Here is a 15,727-nt window from a genome sequence, read left to right as displayed (position 1 = left end):
ATGATTCCCCATCACGAAATCCTCCATACCCGCCGCGACTTCCTCCGCCGTGGTGGCGCGGGATTCGGCGCGGTCGCGCTCGCTTCCATCCTCGGCGACAGCAACGTCATGGCCGCGCTGGGTGGAGCACAGGGCAGCGTGATCAACCCGCTGGCACCGAAGCTGACCCAACTGCCCGGCACGGCGAAGCGCGTCATCTTCCTCTTCATGGAGGGCGGCCCCAGCCACCTGGACATCTGCGATCCCAAGCCGCTGCTCAACAAGCTGGACGGCCAGCAACTGCCGGAGAGTTTTGGCAAGGTCATCACCGCCATGGGTGAGGCGAACGCCCCCATCATGGGCACTCCGCGCACCTTCAAGCAATATGGCGAGGGCGGGCTGTGGTTCTCCGACCTGGTGCCGCACATGGCATCCGTCGCGGACGAATGGTGCCAGTTGAAGGCCTGTGTCTCCAACGGCATCAACCACGCCGGTGGCGTGTGCCAGATGAACACCGGCTCCATCTTCGGCGGCAGGCCGTCGCTGGGGAGCTGGGTCAGTTACGGTCTCGGCACGGAGAACCAGAACCTGCCGTCCTTCGTCGTGCTGAAGGACAGCGACTCCCAGGTGGTCAACGGCGTGCGGAACTGGGGCAGCGGCTTCATGCCCGCCGTCTATCAGGGCACGCTGCTGGATGACGGCCCGAACCCCATTGCCAACCTCAACAACCCGAAGGGCATCACCGCCGCGCGGCAGAAGGAGAAGCTCGCGCTGCTGGGGGAAATGAACAAGCGCCACATGCGCGGCAGGGAGGACAACACGGAGCTGGACGCGCGCATCCGCAGCATGGAGCTGGCCTTCCGCATGCAGGCCACCGCACCGGAGGCGGTCGATCTCAGCCGCGAGTCCGATGCGACCAAGGCGCTCTACGGCATGGACGAGGCGCACACCCAGAACTTCGGGCGCATGTGCCTCCTGGCCCGCCGCCTTGTCGAGCGTGGCGTGAGGTTCGTCCAACTCTACCACGGTGCGGGAAGCAAGTGGGACGCCCATAACAATCTGGAACCGAACCACAAGAAACTCTGCGGGGAGATGGACAAGCCGGTGGCCGGCCTGATCAAGGACCTGAAACAACGCGGTCTGCTGGAGGACACCCTGGTCATCTGGGGCGGCGAGTTCGGCCGCACGCCGATGTCCGAGAAGGGTGACGGCCGCGACCACAACCCGACCGGCTTCTCCATGATGTGGGCGGGCGGCGGCGTGAAAGGCGGCCAGTCCATCGGCGAAACCGACGACCTCGGCCTCCATGCCGTGAAGGACAAGCTGCATGTCCACGACCTGCACGCCACCATCATGCACCTGATGGGGGTCGATCACACCCAGATGATCTACCAGGACAAGGGCCGTCCGGAGCGGATCGACCAGAACGAAGGCCACGTCTGCGAGAAGATCCGCGGACTGGTCTGAAAACGGCATGAGGCCCGCATGCAACGGGCCTCACCGGTCAGGCTCCGGGCTGGATGCCCGGAGCCGCTTTGTTTGAGGGGATCACTCGCCTTGTCCGGGGATCGGGATCGGGAAGCCCCCGGCCGGAGCGGCGGGTGCGTCCTCGATCTTCACCAGTTCCAGTTCGAAAATGAGCACGCTGTTGGGAGCGATGTCCGCACCCTGGCGCTGCTCGCCGTAGGCCAGTTCGCTCGGGATGAAGAGTTTCCACTTCGCGCCGACGGGCATGGTGGTGAGGGCTTCCTTGAAGCCGTCGATCACGCCGAGGGTCATCGGCACGGTTTCACCGGCAGGGGATGCGTCGAACTCGGTGCCGTCGATGAGGCTGCCCTTATAGTTCACCTGGAACTGCTTCTCGCTGTCGTCGCCTTCCTTGGGAGCCACGTATTTCTCGCTGCCGCCCTTTGCCAGCACTTCATACTGGAGGCCGCTCTTGGTGGTGGTCACACCTTCGCGCTTGCCGTTCTCTTCGAGGAACTTTTTGCCGGCTTCCAGGTTTGCGGTCGCCTTGACCTTCTCGCGCTCCTGTAGCACGTCGCCCAGCGACTGCATGGTGTTCTTGAACTTCTCCTCATCGATCTCGCTCTTCGAATCAAACGAGGCGAGCAAGCCCTTCACGAAAGCTTCCGTATCGACGTCCGCGGCGGTCAGGCCGTGCCCGGCGAACTGCTTGCCGCTGCTGAAGCCGAGGAAATAAGAGGAGTCCTTTTTGAGTGCGGCGGGATCCACGGCCGGCTTCGGTGCTTCTTCCGGGGTGGCCGGAGCGGCGGGGGAGGCAGGCTGGGCGAAGGCGGTGGCGATCAGGCTCAGGGCCAGGGTGCCGGGGATCAGGTTGCGGATCATCAGGGTATTGGTTTGATTGGAAAGGCCGGAAAATAGGTTGCGCCCGCGGGGGTGTCGAGAAGGAGTTGTATGGGGAGTAGCGGAATGGCTGCGCCATTCCGGTTGAGAAGATGCACCCACTACCCTCCGTTGTCGGTCTTCCTCCGACGCTGGTGGCGGATACCCCCGATCTATTGAAGTCCCGGGATAGGGGATGGTTCACCCAGCCGTCGTGGCGCAGCCACGCCGCTACCGGTGGACGCGAAAACGCCAGCGGAGATCCCGCCGGCGTCTCGAAATGAAGTTTCTGGTAGAAAGAGGCTTTACGCCTCCTTGCCGCAGCACTGCTTGTATTTCTTTCCGGAGCCGCACGGGCACTGGGCATTCCGCCCGGTCGATTCGATGGCGAAGCTCGGTTTGCGCTTGGGCAGATTGAGCGTCAGTTTCGTTCCCTCGGGGGATGGCATGGAAGCCGGGTCGATGGAACCGGAACTGCCGGACTCCGCGATGTTGTCGTGGGAGATGTGGTCTTCCTCGCTGGAGTGGAGTTCCTGTGGCGCGCTGTGGAGCTGGCGGAGGAAGGCTTCCAGATTCGCCGCGGAGCGGAAAAGGTTCTGGAGGGCGTCCTGCTTGATGGCGTCCATCAGCGTGACGAAGAGGTTGTAGGCCTCGTTCTTGTATTCGATGAGCGGATCCTTCTGGCCCTGTGCGCGGAGGCCCACACCCTCCCGGAGGGCGTCCATGTTGTAGAGGTGCGCCTGCCATTGCTTGTCGATGGCGGCGAGCACCATGCGGCGCTCCTCCTGGTCCAGTACTTCCAGAGGAAGGCCCGCCACCCGGGTTTCGTAGGTTTCCTTCACCTTGCCGATGAGGAATTGGGAGATCTGCTCCTCATCGCGGCTCTCGAACTTCAGTTCGTCCGGAGTGACGCGGATGGGAAGGGTGGAGTTCACCCAATGGAGCAGCTCGTTGTAATCCTCCGAGTTCTCGTCGCGGTCGTTCAGATACTCGCCGACCTTGGAGTTGATGCATTCGTCGATGATCTCATTGACCAGATCCCGTGGGGTCTCGGTGGTAAGGACCTCGTTGCGGTAGCCATAGACGACCTCCCGCTGCTTGTTCATCACGTCATCGAAGTCCAGAACGCGCTTCCGGCCGGTGTAGTTCCGCTGCTCGACACGCTTCTGGGCGGTTTCGACGGAACGGTTGAGCCAGGAATGCTCCAGCGCCTCGCCTTCCTTCATGCCGAAGCGTTCCATCATGTTGGTCATGCGGTCGGCGGCGGCGAAGTTGCGCATCAGGTCGTCCTCGAAGGAGATGAAGAACTGGGAACGGCCCGGGTCGCCCTGGCGGGAACAGCGGCCGCGGAGCTGGCGGTCGGTCCGGCGGGATTCATGGCGCTCCGTGCCGACGACGTAGAGTCCGCCGAGTTCGTGGACGCCTTTCCCGAGTTTGATGTCAGTGCCCCGGCCCGCCATGTTGGTGGAAACGGTGACGGCGCCGAGCTGGCCGGCATTGGAGACGATTTCCGCTTCCTGGGCGTGGTACTTCGCGTTGAGGACCGTGTGGGGGATCTTCGCCCGCTTCAGCATCCGGGAGAGGGTTTCGGAAGCTTCCACGGAGGCTGTGCCGACGAGAACCGGCTGGCCTTTGGTGTGGGCGGCCTCGATCTTCTGGATCACCGCATTGAATTTCTCACGGCGCGTCTTGAAAACCTGGTCGTTGTCATCGACCCGGATGTTCGGCGCGTTCGTCGGGATCGGCAGCACGTCGAGGCGGTAGATGTCATGAAACTCCGCCGCTTCCGTTTCCGCGGTGCCGGTCATGCCCGCCAGCTTTTCATAGAGGCGGAAGTAGTTCTGGATGGTGATGGTGGCGAAGGTTTGCGTCTCCTTCTCGATCGAGACGCCTTCCTTCGCTTCCACGGCCTGGTGGAGACCGTCGGACCAGCGGCGGCCCGGCATCTCACGGCCCGTGTTTTCATCCACGATGATGACCTTGTCATCCTTGACGACGTATTGGACATCCTTCTCGAAGATGCAGTAGGCCTTCAGGAGCTGGGAAATGTTGTGGATCTTCTCCGCCTGGGAATCCATCCGCACCTGGGCCGCTTCCTTGGCCGCGGCCTTCTGCTCGTCGTTGAGGCTCAGGTCGGTGTCGATGTCGGCGTAGAGGGTGCCGAGATCAGGCAGTGTGAAGGCTTCCGTATCCCCCGGCGAAAGGAACTCACGGCCCATCTCCATCAGGTCGGCGTCATGCGCCTTTTCGTCGATGGTGAAGTAGAGTTCTTCCTTGATGATGAAGAGTTCCCGCTTCTGCGCATCCTGGTAGAGGGAAAGCTCTGTCTTCTCCAGGAGGCGGCGCATGTCCGGATCCTCCATGTAGCGCATGAGCTGGCGGTTGCGCGGCTGCCCGAGCTTGATCTTGAAGAGGGCGCGGCCTGCTCCGTCCTTGTCACCTTCGTCCAGCAACTTCTTCGCCTCCGCGGCCAGTTCGGTGCAAAGCTGGGTCTGCCTGCGGACCAGTGCTTCGACGGAATCCTTGTATTTGTCGAACTGATGGGTCGATTGGCTGGTCGGGCCGGAAATGATGAGCGGTGTCCGGGCTTCGTCGATGAGGATGGAGTCCACCTCGTCGATGATGGCGAGGTAATGGCCGCGCTGCACCTGCTCGTCCTTGGACGAAGCCATGCCGTTGTCCCGCAGGTAGTCGAAGCCGAACTCGGCGTTTGTGCCGTAGGTGATGTCGCAGGAGTACTCCGCACGGCGCTCCCACGGTGGCATCTGGTTCTGGATGCAGCCGACGGTCAGGCCGAGGAAGCGGAAAAGGGAACCCATCCACTGGGAGTCCCGCTGGGCGAGGTAGTCGTTGACGGTGACGACGTGGACACCCAGGCCGGTCAGCGCGTTGAGATAGACCGGCAGCGTGGCGACTAGGGTTTTTCCCTCACCCGTCTGCATCTCCGCGATCATCCCGCGATGCAGCGCCGTGCCGCCGATGAGCTGCACGTCGAAATGGACCATTTCCCAGCCAAGCGGGTGGCCGTTCACCTCAATGGTGCTGCCACACATCCGGCGGGCGCCGTTTTTCACGACCGCATAGGCTTCCGGGAGGATCTGTTCCAGATAGCGCGCGCGGGAGCGGATGAAGTCACCTTCGATCTCATGGAACGCGGTCTTGGCGGCGTCGATCGAGGATGCGGTTGCCTCCACCTTGGAAGGCAGGGAGGAAAATTCGTCGCGGAGCGGGGCGATACGTTCGTCGAGTGCCTCCGCCGTGGCGCGGAGTTCCTCCGGTCCCATGCGTTCCACCACCGGCTTCGGCGGAGCTTCCAGCGCATGATAGCGGGACAGATGCTTCTGCCACTTCGCGGTCATTTCGCGGAGCTTTTCCTCAGGCTCCCTTTGCAGGGCTTCCTCGATCTCCCGGATGCGGGCAACAGTCGGACGGATGCGCCGGAGCTCGCGTTGGTTTTTGCTGCCGACGATTTTCTGTAGGATCCACTTAATCATGTGAGAGCGAGGTTTGGCGGGAATATTCCGCCGGGGGCGAGGCAATATACCGGGAAATCCGGCGACGCAAGAGCGGTGGTGGTGCGAAAAATGTAATGCGGGAGGAATGCCGGAGGGACCGGCCTTTCATCAGATGGTCATGGCGTGGAAGCCACCATCGACGATCATCTCGATGCCGGTGATGAAGGAGCCGGCCTTCGGGGAGGCGAGCAGCAGGGTCGCGCCGATGAGTTCCTCCGCATTGCCGAAGCGGGAGGACGGGGTCTGGCGGAGGATGTCCAGCACGCGGGACTCGTCCAGGACCTTCCGGTTCTGCTCCGCGGGGAAGAAACCGGGGACCAGGGTGTTCACGCGGATGTCGCGGTCGGCCCACTCGCGGGCGAGGTTCCGGGTGAGGTTGTGGACCGCCGCTTTGGAAGCGGAATAGGTGAAGACACGGGAGAGGGGATTGAGGCCGGAAATGGAGCCGAGGTTGATGATGGAGCCGGCCCGCGCCTCATCCAGGAAATACTGGCCGAAGACCTGGCAGGCGCGGAAGATCGCGGTCAGGTTCGTGTCCATGATCCGCTGGTATTCGTCTTCCGAGATCTCCAGGAAAGGCGTGGGCGAATTCGTGCCCGCGCCGTTGATGAGGATGTCCACCTTGCCGGAGCGTGCGATCACGGCGTCCAGGAGATCATGGAGGGATTGGCGGGAGGTCACATCGACCGGAACGAAGTAGCCCTTGCCGCCGTGGCTTTCGATTTCAGCGAGACGCTTTTCCGCCTTCTCCGGGATCCGGCCACCGAGGACGACTTCCGCTCCCGCGCGGGCGAGACCGACGGCCATCGTGCCGCAAAGTTCGCCGGTTCCGCCGATGATGACGGCGGTTTTCCCGGACAGGTCGAAAAGGTCTTTCAAGAAAGGGGCGGTCTGCATGTGCGGAAGACTTGGGAATGGGGATTGAAGATTCAAGGTAGAAGATGGAGGATTCTTCCTGATGAGTTGGTTCGGGGAGGCTTCGAAGCGGCGGAAGTGGTTGGTCGCCGTCTCGGGCGGCGCCGATTCGGTGGCGTTGCTCCACCTGCTGTTTCAGGAAGGGTTCCGGAATCTGGTCGTCTGCCATGTCGATCACCGTCTGAGGGGGAGGGTCTCAACCGCGGATGCCGCGTTCGTGAAGCGCCTGGCGGCCCGGCTCGGACTGCCTTGCGAAATGACCCGGGTGGATGTGCGCCGGTTGGCGGAGGAGCGCCGCCAGTCCATGGAAACGGCGGCCCGCCATGCGCGCCATGGGTTCTTCCGCGAATGTGCCGCCCGGCACCGGTGCAACCGCGTCGTCCTCGCGCATCATGCGGACGATCAGGCGGAAACCCTCCTCTGGAACCTCCTCCGGGGTTCCCATGGCCTGAAAGGGATGAAGGAAATGAATGCCGTCAACGGCCTCGAATTCCATCGGCCCCTGCTCGATTGGCGGCGGAAACAGCTTCGTGAATGGCTTTCAAGCAATCGATTGAAATGGCGGGAGGATGCTACGAACAATGAACCGCTCGCCGTGCGGAACCGCTTGCGGAACGAAGTGTTTCCCTTGTTGGATGAGATCGGCGGCAGAGACGGCATTGGATCGTTCGTCCGCTTGATGGAAGATTTCGCGGAGATTTCATCGGTTACGGATTTTGCATTAAAAAAAGTGGATATCATTGATCCACAGAAAAGATTGCATCTTCCTCAGTTCAAGACTCTGCCACTGGCTTTACAACGCGAAGCTCTTGCCCGTTATCTGCTCCAGAACGAGATCACCCCAAGCCGGGATCTTTTGAATCGATCGCTTGAAATGATTGATGGGGAACCTTCGTCCGTCAATCTACCAGGTGGAAAACGCCTCCGCAGGCGGGCAGGACGGTTGTTGATCGAATAAAGCTGGCCTGCCATTTTGGCATCAGTCCGTTTTCTTCGTCTCAGGACCGAGCCAGATCTGCTCGAAATCGTTGCCCGGTTTCACGGCCTGGCGGATCACTCCGTTGGCACTGAGGCCCATCCATGCGTTCATGTCGCATCCGGTGGCTTCCAGTGCCTGGACGGTCCAGATGTTGCAGATCCGTGGGAGGAAATACGCGTGCCGGGACTCCAGCAAGACCCCTGTCCCCCAACTGGAGGGGCCGATGTTCACGGGCTTGCCGCCGGCGTCCATGCGGCTGCAGTTGTTCAGGAAAGCGGCGACCTCCGGCCCCTTCGAGCGTGGCACCAGTTTCTGATAAACGCGCTGGTGCGGGACCACCTCGGGGATGTTCCAGTTCACCGGGATGATCTCCATCACCGAAGGGGAAGGAGTGCAGAGCGCGCGGAACACTTTCCACGGGCTGAGCCAGCGTTTCTCCACGTACGCGTCGCGGTTCCCCCAGCTCATGCTGACGGCCACCGGGGTTTCCTTGAAACCTTCCGGCGGCACGAAGCCGGAGTCCACCAGCCAGTCATAGGGGAAGACCACGCCCGTGTGGAGGGTGTCCGCGAGCAGATAGACCACCACATCCGGATCATTTTCATCCGTGATCCGGAAGTTTTCCCGATCAAGGACGGTGCGCGTCTCCGCAGGCTTGGTGGCCACCGGCTGGCGGTGGACGGGCAGCCGCAGGCCGCATGAAGTGGCCAGCAATGGCACCCCCAAGAGGAAAAGCGCGCGTCCGGTGGATTTCAGCACCCGCATCAGGAAATCAAGGAGCGGTTCAGGCGGGGAGGAAGGAGCAGATGTATTCGCAGATGCCGTCCGCCACCGTGATGGTGAATCCGCTTTTGCCCGGAACTTCGAAAGAGGTGCCGGCGGTGATCTCCAGCGTCTCGTCGGTTCCGTCCAGGACGACCTTGGACTCTCCGGCGATGATCTCCATCAGTTCCGGCGCTGCGGTGCCGAAGTGATAGACGCCGGGATAGATGAGGCCGATGGTCTTGCGGCTGCCGTCCTGGAAGTGGACATTGTGGGAAATGACGCGGCCATCGAAGTAGATGTTGGCCTTCGTATCGACGGTGACGTTGGTGAATGCGGAGTCTGACATGATGTGTTGAGAGTTATTCGGTGGGGAGGCCGGCTGATTTCCATTCATCCCACCCGCCGGAAAAGGTGGAGGAAGAGTAGCCTGCGCTGGCAAGGAGCCGCGCCACGGTCCGGGCATCCGCGCAAAGGATCCCGGTGCAATAGACGACGATCGGCTTTCCGGCGGCCTTCGCGGCCTTCAGTTCCGGATCCCGCACACGGATCGCCTCCTCGGCGACCGACTTCGGCACGCTGATCGCTCCCGGGATGTGACCTTCCCGGTAGAAAACGGACGGGCGTGCATCGTAGATCAGGACGTTGCCGGACTGCTGGAGTTCGAACAGCTTGGTGAGGGAAATGGAGCTGACCTCGCCGCGTTGGCTGGCGGGCAGTCGCTTTTTCTCCGGTGCCGGGGGCTTGGTTTCCTCCGGCTTTGCGGCGGATGGTGCCGGAGCCGGAGCTTGGGAGGGTGCGCAGGACGCGATGACGCACGCCATGGCCACAGGGAAAAGAACAGGAGGGAAGGAAGCCATGGCGTTCGTGCTATTCCGCGGGCAAGCCCCCGGTTTTCCAGGCATCCCAGCCTCCTTCGAGAACAGCGGTGGAGTGCCCCCGCTCGGACAGCCATGTGGCGACGGTGCGTGCATCCGGGCAGGCGAAATCCACGCAATAAACCACCACCGGCTTTTTCGCCGCCCTGGCGGCGGCGATGCGCGCCTCATTGGCCGGCAGTTGTGAATCGAAACCAGCTTTCGGCCAGCTCACCGCGCCCGGGATATGACCGAGCTGGTAGAGGAATGCCGGGCGGACATCGAAAATCAGCACCCGGTTCTCCTGCTGGAGCTTGAAAAGATCCCCCAGCATGATCCGGGTGACACGCCCTGCGCCGGGTGTCACCGGTGTTTCATCCGCCTCCGCGGAAACCTTCAGCCCGGACGAAGGCTTGAACCCGGTCACGTCCCCGGCCTCCCGCTGCGCGCCGGTGCAGGAAAGCACGGCCAGCAACGGGATGGGCGCGAGGAAAGTGACCGCAGCGCGGGTCATTTGGCGATCTTGACGAGTTCGACGTCGAACACGAGGAGGCCGCCCGGACGTCCGTCGCCCGGCTCTTCACCGTAAGCGAGATCGGCCGGGATCCAGAAGCGGCGCTTCTCACCCTCCACCATGAGCTGGAGACCTTCGGTCCAGCCTTTGATCACGCCGTTGAGCGGGAAGGAGGTGGTTTCACCGCGCTGGACGGAACTGTCGAACAGCTTGCCGTCGGTGGTCCATCCGGAATAGTGGACCTCCACGGTATCGGTCGCCTTTGGCTTGGCGGAGCCGGTGCCTTTGGTGAGAACCTTCGAGGCAAGGCCGGAGGCGGTCTTCTCCGCATCATCCGGTGCTTTGGCGACGTCCTCAGGTGCCTTTGGCGCGGGAGGAGCGGCTTTGAAGGAGATCAGTTCCAGATCCGCGACGATGTGTCCGCCAGGTGCCCGTGGCTCGGAAATCCAGATGCGGCGTTTTTCGCCCGGTCCCATGTCCTGGAACTGGCTGGCCATGGCGGGTGGCAGCTTGTCGAGCGGGGCGGTCGGTGGCGCAGGCTCGCCGTGGGTGTCCTGTACGGTCTCACCGTCCATGGTTGCCGCCTTGAAGTGGAAGGTGACCAGATCGCCTTCGCCCGGCTTTCCTTCGCCGGTGGCAGGGGAGAGTTTCTTGAAGGCGGTGCCATCCTTGGCCTTTTCGGCATCGGCGGGGACCTTCGCGGCTTCCTTGATGCTGATGAGTTCGACGTCGAAGACGAGCAGGCCGCCCGGACGTCCGCCGCCCGGGTTTTCACCGTAGGCGAGGTCTGCGGGGATCCAGAAGCGGCGCTTCTCGCCCTCGACCATGAGCTGGAGACCTTCGGTCCAGCCTTTGATCACACCGTTGAGGGGAAAGCTGGTTGGCTCGCCGCGCTGGACGGAGCTGTCGAACAGCTTGCCGTCCGTGGTCCAGCCGGAGTAGTGGACGGTCACCGTGTCGGTCGCCGCGGGCTTTTTCTCGCCCTTGCCTGCTTGAAGGACTTTGGAGGCCAAGCCGGACGCGGTTTTCGCGGCATCGGCTGGGGCGGCTTTGACATCGGCTGGAGTCTCGGGCATTTTGGTTTCTGCGTAGGTGGGAAGTGACGCTGTGGTGAGGGCGGTGGCCAGCACGAGCGTACGGAGCGCGGTGGAGCGCAAGGGTTTGGCGGAGAATTTCACGGCGGGGAAACTCTTCGTTGCCGGGGATTCTGTCAAATACCGAGTCTTCAGGCGTTCCGGCGCTGCCGGACCTCCAGAACCGTAGGCTCGTTGCAGTAAGGGCAGCGGAAATGGTTATGCAGGATGATGGAACTGGCGACCTTCAGCCGGTAACTGCCCAGCAATCTCTTGGCGTTGCGGTTCTTCGAGCAATTTTTTCTGGCCAGGGAGGGGACCAGGCAGAGCGGACAGCGGACACGGGAGGCCGTGATCCAGTGGAAAATGAAAACAGCCACGGCCCCGCCGATGGAGGAAGCCGCGAAGATGACGTGCTGGGGATGGTTGTTGAGCAGCGCCCAGCCGAGGTAGCTGGCTCCAGCAATCAGCAGCAGGATGAAAAGGACATAGAGATAGGCGGCCAGTCGGAAGCGGGTGACTGAGGATTGGGAAGGCAGGCGGTGCATCGGGATGGGTTGGAACAGGAAACGGGATTTTCACCAGAGGGAACCCTGGCTTTCCTGATGAGGAGGCGGGGAAGGTGTGTGGGAAAGGAGGGTGTCGATCCTGGTCAGCAGATCGAGGGATGGGACTTCGTGTCCGTCCAGCAGGCCCCGCAGGCGTTCGGCCCAGCTTTCCATCGTGCCGCCTTCCTGTTGGGAAAGAAGGAGGGCGGTCTGTGACAGGCGTCCGCTGACGGCGAGTTGTTTCCGCGTCCGCTTCAGCCAGGCATCGAAGTAAGGGCGGTCTGCTTTCGCGCTGAACACGGGGGGCACCGTGAGGAAATTGTTACATTTGGTCAAGTTTCCCAAAATTCCAAATACCGGCTCATCGCTTTGACCGCCGTCCTTTCGGATATTTCACCTCCACGGGCGGCTGCCCGGTCGTCCGGCCGTTCTTCAGGGCGGTGATCTGGTCGCGGAGGTGGGCCGCCCGTTCGAACTCAAGGCGTGAGGAGGCCTCGCGCATTTCCTCCTCCAGTTCGGCGATGACCCGGACCTTGTCGTAGGCGGCGGCGTCTTCGGCGACGAGGGAGGCGTTGAGCTGGTCCGCCCCCGCCACCGTGCGTTCGTGCGTCTGGAGGCTCTGCTGCACCGCCCGCTTCACACTCTGCGGGGTGATGCCATGCTCCTCGTTGTGGGCGATCTGGCGGCTCCGGCGGTATTCGGTCACATCCATCAGGCGCTGGATGGAATCCGTGACGTTGTCGCAGAAAAGCACGCATTCGCCGCCGACGTGGCGCGCGGCCCGGCCAGCGGTCTGGATCAGAGAGGTTTCATTCCGCAGGAAGCCTTCCTTGTCCGCGTCCAGGATGCAGACCAGCGACACTTCCGGCAGGTCCAGGCCCTCCCGCAGCAGGTTGATGCCGATGAGGATGTCGAACGCCGCCGCGCGCAGTTGGCGGAGGATTTCCACCCGCTCGATCGCGTCGATGTCGGAGTGCAGGTAGCGGACCTTCAGCCCGGTCCCCTGGAGATACTCGGACAGGTCCTCCGCCGTCTTCTTGGTGAGCGTGGTGACCAGCACCCGCTCATGCCGTTCCACACGCTGGCGGCAGAGTTCGATGGTCTCGTCGATCTGGTGCTTGAGCGGGCGCAGGGTGAGGGTGGGATCCAGCAGCCCCGTAGGCCGGATGATCTGCTCCACGACCAGGGGAGTGCCGCGCTTCGACGGATCGAAATCCTCCACCGGCTCCTCATTTCCGCTCGGTTTCACCCGCAGCTTCTTCAGGTCGATGTGGGTGAAGCCGCCCATGTCATCGCGGGACTTCACCGGGATCCACGCCTTGTTCTCCGGGCGGGAGTTGACGATCTCGAAGGCGGCGGGCGTCGCGGAAACATACACCCGTTGGTCCGTCATCTGCATGAATTCGTCGAAACGCAGCGGCCGGTTGTCGAGCGCGCTGGGCAGGCGGAAGCCGTGGTCCACCAGCACCGTCTTGCGGCTCTTGTCGCCCTCATACATGCCGCCGACCTGGGGGATCGTGGCATGGCTTTCGTCCACCAACAGCAGGAAGTCCCGTGGGAAGAAATCCAGCAGCGTGTGCGGACGCGCGCCCGGCTCGCGCCCCGTGAGGTGGCGGGAGTAGTTCTCGATGCCCTGGCAGAATCCCATTTCCGCCATCATCTCCAGATCATACTCCGTCCGCATGCGCAGGCGCTGCGCCTCGATGAGCTTGCCCTCTTTCTCGAACTTCGCCACCTGCTCCGTCATCTCCTCCCGGATGGCGACCACGGCCTTCCGCATCTTGTTCCCTTCCGTGACGAACTGCTTGGCCGGGAAAAAAGTGTGCTCTTCCAGCCGGTCAATCACGTGGCCGGAAACGGTGTGGATGCTGGTGATGCGCTCCACCTCGTCATCGAAAAATTCCACCCGGATGGCGGTGTTCTCCAGATAGGCGGGGTGGATCTCCACCACGTCCCCGCGCACGCGGAATTTTCCCCGGCCGAAGGCGATGTCGTTCCGCTCGAAAAGCATGCCCACCAGTTCGCTGAGGAACTCTTCCCGCGTGATCCGCTGGCCTTTCCAAACCTTCAGCATCCGGCCCTTGTAGTCCTCCGGGGAACCGAGGCCGTAGATGCAGGAAACCGACGCCACCACGATCGTGTCGTTGCGGGTGAGCAGGGAACCCATGGTGCTGAGCCGCAGCCGCTCGATCTCGTCGTTGATGGAGGAATCCTTCTCGATGTAGGTGTCGCTCCGCGGGATGTAGGCCTCCGGCTGGTAGTAGTCGAAGTAGGAAACGAAGTACTCGACCGCGTTGTGCGGGAAGAAATTCTTGAACTCCGAGTAAAGCTGCGCGGCGAGCGTCTTGTTGTGGCTCATGATCAGCGTCGGCCTGCCGATGTCGCGGATCAGGTTCGCCATCGTGAAGGTCTTGCCGGAGCCGGTCACGCCCAGCAGCGTTTGGTGCCGGTTCCCCGCCCGCAGGGATTTCGTCAGCTTGGCGATGGCCTGTGCCTGGTCGCCCTGGGGTTCGTAGTTGCTGGCGAGTTTGAAGGGCATCGGCCCCGCGAGGCTAAACCGGGAATCCGGGGGTGACAAGGGCCGCCGATGATGCCTTCCTCATGCATGGCATTCACGCTCGATCCCAAGCTGGAAAATGGCGGCTTCGCGCTGGGCCGGACCGCCGGGTGCCGGCTGTTGCTGAAGAACAACGCCCATTTTCCGTGGCTCATTCTGGTCCCGGAGGTGGAGGGGGTGGAGGACCTGCATCAGCTCCCGCCGCAGCGCTACACCGAGGTCCTGGAGGTCGTGCGCCACGTCTCGGAGTTCGTGGAATCCCACTTCTCTCCTGAAAAACTCAACGTCGCCTGCATCGGCAACATCGTCCGCCAGATGCACATCCACATCGTCGGGCGGACCAGCGGGGATCCCGCATGGCCCGGCACCGTTTGGGCCTTTGACGGGAAAAAGGCCTATACGGATGGGGAGGTGGAGGAGATCCGCGAAGCCGCCCGCATCGCCCTTGATCTGGAGTGATGCGGTAACGGCTCGCGGTTGATTTTCAGGCGCGCTTCAGCGCGGACACATCCCAGGTCGCCAAGCCGAGGCTCGCCGCCAGTTCGTTGAACTCCGCCACTTCGGCGTCCGTGAACAGGATGCCGCCCGCTTCGTCGGAACGCTTGCGGAAGCCGGCCTCGATCTGGCCGGGGAGCATGGCGTTTTCATTGCCGTGGCCCAGGACGTCGTCCAGCACCGCCTTGAGGTTGCCCTGCTGGGTGCGGCCTTGGGCGAAATTGCCGCCGGAAAGGGCGTCCGGATGAATGACCTGGAAGTAGAAGACGGTGGTGGTTTTCTCACCGGGGATAGTTGTCTCACGGCCACGGATGGTCGGAAGTGATCCGCCGATGAGTCCGCCGAAAATTTCGTTGAGCAGGGACATGCCGTAGCCCTTGTGGCCGCCGAAAGGCAGCAGCGCCGCCACCTGGTGCGGGTCGTTGGTCGGCTGGCCGTCCTTGTCCACGGCGGCACCCGGAGGCAGTTGCTTGCCTTCGCGCTTCAGCGCCTGCACGCGGCCCATGGCCACGGTGGAGGTCGCCCAGTCCATCACGATGGGGAAGCCGTTCGCCTCCGTGCTCGGGATGCCCCAGGAGTGCGGGTTCGTGCCCAGCGTCGGGAATTTTCCGCCGAAAGGAACCACCTCTGCGAGGGTGGAGGTGCAGTTCGTGTAGGCGTAGTAGCCGCGCTCCGCAGCCTCCATCACGTAGCCGCCGCCCCAGAGGTAATGGAAGGTGTTGTCCACGGCGATCTGGCCGACGCCGTATTGGTCCGCCAGTTCGATGGCGCGGTCGATGGCCCGGTAGGCCACGGATTGGCCCAGTTTCTTGTTCGCGTTCCAACGCTCGGAGGCGGGGAAACGGGACGGCAGCACCTCGATCTCCGCGCCGGGAACGCAGCCTCCGATCTCCGAGCCGAAAAGGTGGTCCAAGTGCAGCGCCTTCAGCGCGTGGTGGGTGCGGATGCCGTGACGGGCTGCTTCAGCGGCCAGCTTCGCGCCCTCGGCGGCTTCATCCGCGGAGTAGCCGCGGGATTGGTAGGCGGCGATGACGAGCGAATCATGGTCGGCGCGTGGGATGACGAGAAATTCGGACATGGATTTGTATGCAACTGTTGCGGGGATATGGAAAGATGGAACGGCCCGGGTTGTCGAGTGGTATGAAAGTGGTACGGATTTCGGTTTGCGGGCGTGCCTCCGGAGATTC

16 protein-coding genes are annotated in these 15,727 nt (G+C 62.6%); 4 read left to right on the top strand and 12 right to left on the bottom strand.

Annotated elements, in window-relative coordinates:
• Positions 1–1,446 carry a DUF1501 domain-containing protein gene (locus KF712_17235; GenBank protein ID MBX3742732.1) on the top strand — a complete coding sequence of 482 codons (1,446 nt, stop codon included), beginning with the start codon at positions 1–3 and terminating at the stop codon, positions 1,444–1,446.
• A gap of 81 nt (positions 1,447–1,527) precedes the next feature.
• Here the strand turns inward: KF712_17235 and KF712_17230 are convergent, their stop codons facing one another.
• Positions 1,528–2,328 (bottom strand): FKBP-type peptidyl-prolyl cis-trans isomerase, encoded by an 801-nt coding sequence (locus KF712_17230; GenBank protein ID MBX3742731.1) that lies wholly within the window; start codon positions 2,326–2,328, stop codon positions 1,528–1,530.
• A 110-nt stretch (positions 2,329–2,438) separates the two neighbouring features.
• Here KF712_17230 and KF712_17225 point away from each other — a divergent pair, with 110 nt between their 5' ends.
• Positions 2,439–2,609 carry a hypothetical protein gene (locus KF712_17225; protein ID MBX3742730.1) on the top strand — a complete coding sequence of 57 codons (171 nt, stop codon included), beginning with the start codon at positions 2,439–2,441 and terminating at the stop codon, positions 2,607–2,609.
• A 21-nt stretch (positions 2,610–2,630) separates the two neighbouring features.
• Here KF712_17225 and secA read toward each other — a convergent pair whose 3' ends face one another.
• Both secA and KF712_17215 read right to left on the bottom strand, forming a co-directional pair.
• The gene (secA, locus tag KF712_17220; protein ID MBX3742729.1) at positions 2,631–5,819 is read right to left on the bottom strand and encodes a preprotein translocase subunit SecA; all 3,189 of its coding nucleotides are present in this window, start codon (positions 5,817–5,819) and stop codon (positions 2,631–2,633) included.
• 129 nt (positions 5,820–5,948) lie between these two features.
• Complete coding sequence (locus KF712_17215; protein ID MBX3742728.1) at positions 5,949–6,737, bottom strand: SDR family oxidoreductase; 789 nt, start codon at positions 6,735–6,737, stop codon at positions 5,949–5,951.
• 61 nt (positions 6,738–6,798) lie between these two features.
• On the opposite strand from KF712_17215, the gene tilS reads away from it, so the two are divergent.
• Complete coding sequence (tilS, locus tag KF712_17210) at positions 6,799–7,713, top strand: tRNA lysidine(34) synthetase TilS (protein MBX3742727.1); 915 nt, start codon at positions 6,799–6,801, stop codon at positions 7,711–7,713.
• Between the two features lie 21 nt (positions 7,714–7,734).
• Here tilS and KF712_17205 read toward each other — a convergent pair whose 3' ends face one another.
• The 8 genes from KF712_17205 to KF712_17170 form a co-directional block, all read right to left on the bottom strand.
• Positions 7,735–8,499, bottom strand: a complete 765-nt coding sequence (locus KF712_17205) for a DUF2459 domain-containing protein (GenBank protein ID MBX3742726.1) — start codon at positions 8,497–8,499, stop codon at positions 7,735–7,737.
• A gap of 19 nt (positions 8,500–8,518) precedes the next feature.
• A complete protein-coding gene (locus tag KF712_17200; GenBank protein ID MBX3742725.1) occupies positions 8,519–8,845 on the bottom strand; it encodes a pyrimidine/purine nucleoside phosphorylase in 327 nt (108 codons plus the stop codon).
• A gap of 13 nt (positions 8,846–8,858) precedes the next feature.
• Complete coding sequence (locus tag KF712_17195) at positions 8,859–9,356, bottom strand: hypothetical protein (protein MBX3742724.1); 498 nt, start codon at positions 9,354–9,356, stop codon at positions 8,859–8,861.
• Between the two features lie 10 nt (positions 9,357–9,366).
• Positions 9,367–9,867: a rhodanese-like domain-containing protein gene (locus KF712_17190; protein MBX3742723.1), complete on the bottom strand. Its 501-nt coding sequence runs from the start codon at positions 9,865–9,867 to the stop codon at positions 9,367–9,369.
• On the bottom strand, positions 9,864–10,943 hold the full coding sequence (locus KF712_17185; protein MBX3742722.1) for an FKBP-type peptidyl-prolyl cis-trans isomerase: 1,080 nt from the start codon (positions 10,941–10,943) through the stop codon (positions 9,864–9,866). Before KF712_17185 ends, KF712_17190 begins: the two co-directional genes overlap by 4 nt.
• A 149-nt stretch (positions 10,944–11,092) precedes the next feature.
• The gene (locus KF712_17180; protein ID MBX3742721.1) at positions 11,093–11,488 is read right to left on the bottom strand and encodes a hypothetical protein; all 396 of its coding nucleotides are present in this window, start codon (positions 11,486–11,488) and stop codon (positions 11,093–11,095) included.
• A gap of 30 nt (positions 11,489–11,518) precedes the next feature.
• On the bottom strand, positions 11,519–11,824 hold the full coding sequence (locus KF712_17175) for a hypothetical protein (protein ID MBX3742720.1): 306 nt from the start codon (positions 11,822–11,824) through the stop codon (positions 11,519–11,521).
• 25 nt (positions 11,825–11,849) lie between these two features.
• Entirely contained in the window at positions 11,850–14,027 is a 2,178-nt protein-coding gene (locus tag KF712_17170; protein MBX3742719.1) for an excinuclease ABC subunit UvrB, read from the bottom strand.
• Between the two features lie 66 nt (positions 14,028–14,093).
• On the opposite strand from KF712_17170, the gene KF712_17165 reads away from it, so the two are divergent.
• Positions 14,094–14,504 (top strand): HIT family protein, encoded by a 411-nt coding sequence (locus KF712_17165; GenBank protein ID MBX3742718.1) that lies wholly within the window; start codon positions 14,094–14,096, stop codon positions 14,502–14,504.
• Positions 14,505–14,529: 25 nt separating this feature from the next.
• Here KF712_17165 and KF712_17160 read toward each other — a convergent pair whose 3' ends face one another.
• Positions 14,530–15,618 carry an Ldh family oxidoreductase gene (locus KF712_17160; GenBank protein ID MBX3742717.1) on the bottom strand — a complete coding sequence of 363 codons (1,089 nt, stop codon included), beginning with the start codon at positions 15,616–15,618 and terminating at the stop codon, positions 14,530–14,532.
• Between the last annotated feature and the right edge of the window lie 109 nt (positions 15,619–15,727).

The sequence above is a fragment of the Akkermansiaceae bacterium genome, from assembly GCA_019634595.1.
Classification (GTDB): Bacteria; Verrucomicrobiota; Verrucomicrobiia; order Verrucomicrobiales; family Akkermansiaceae; genus Luteolibacter.
This window is presented reverse-complemented; position numbering and strand designations above follow the sequence as displayed.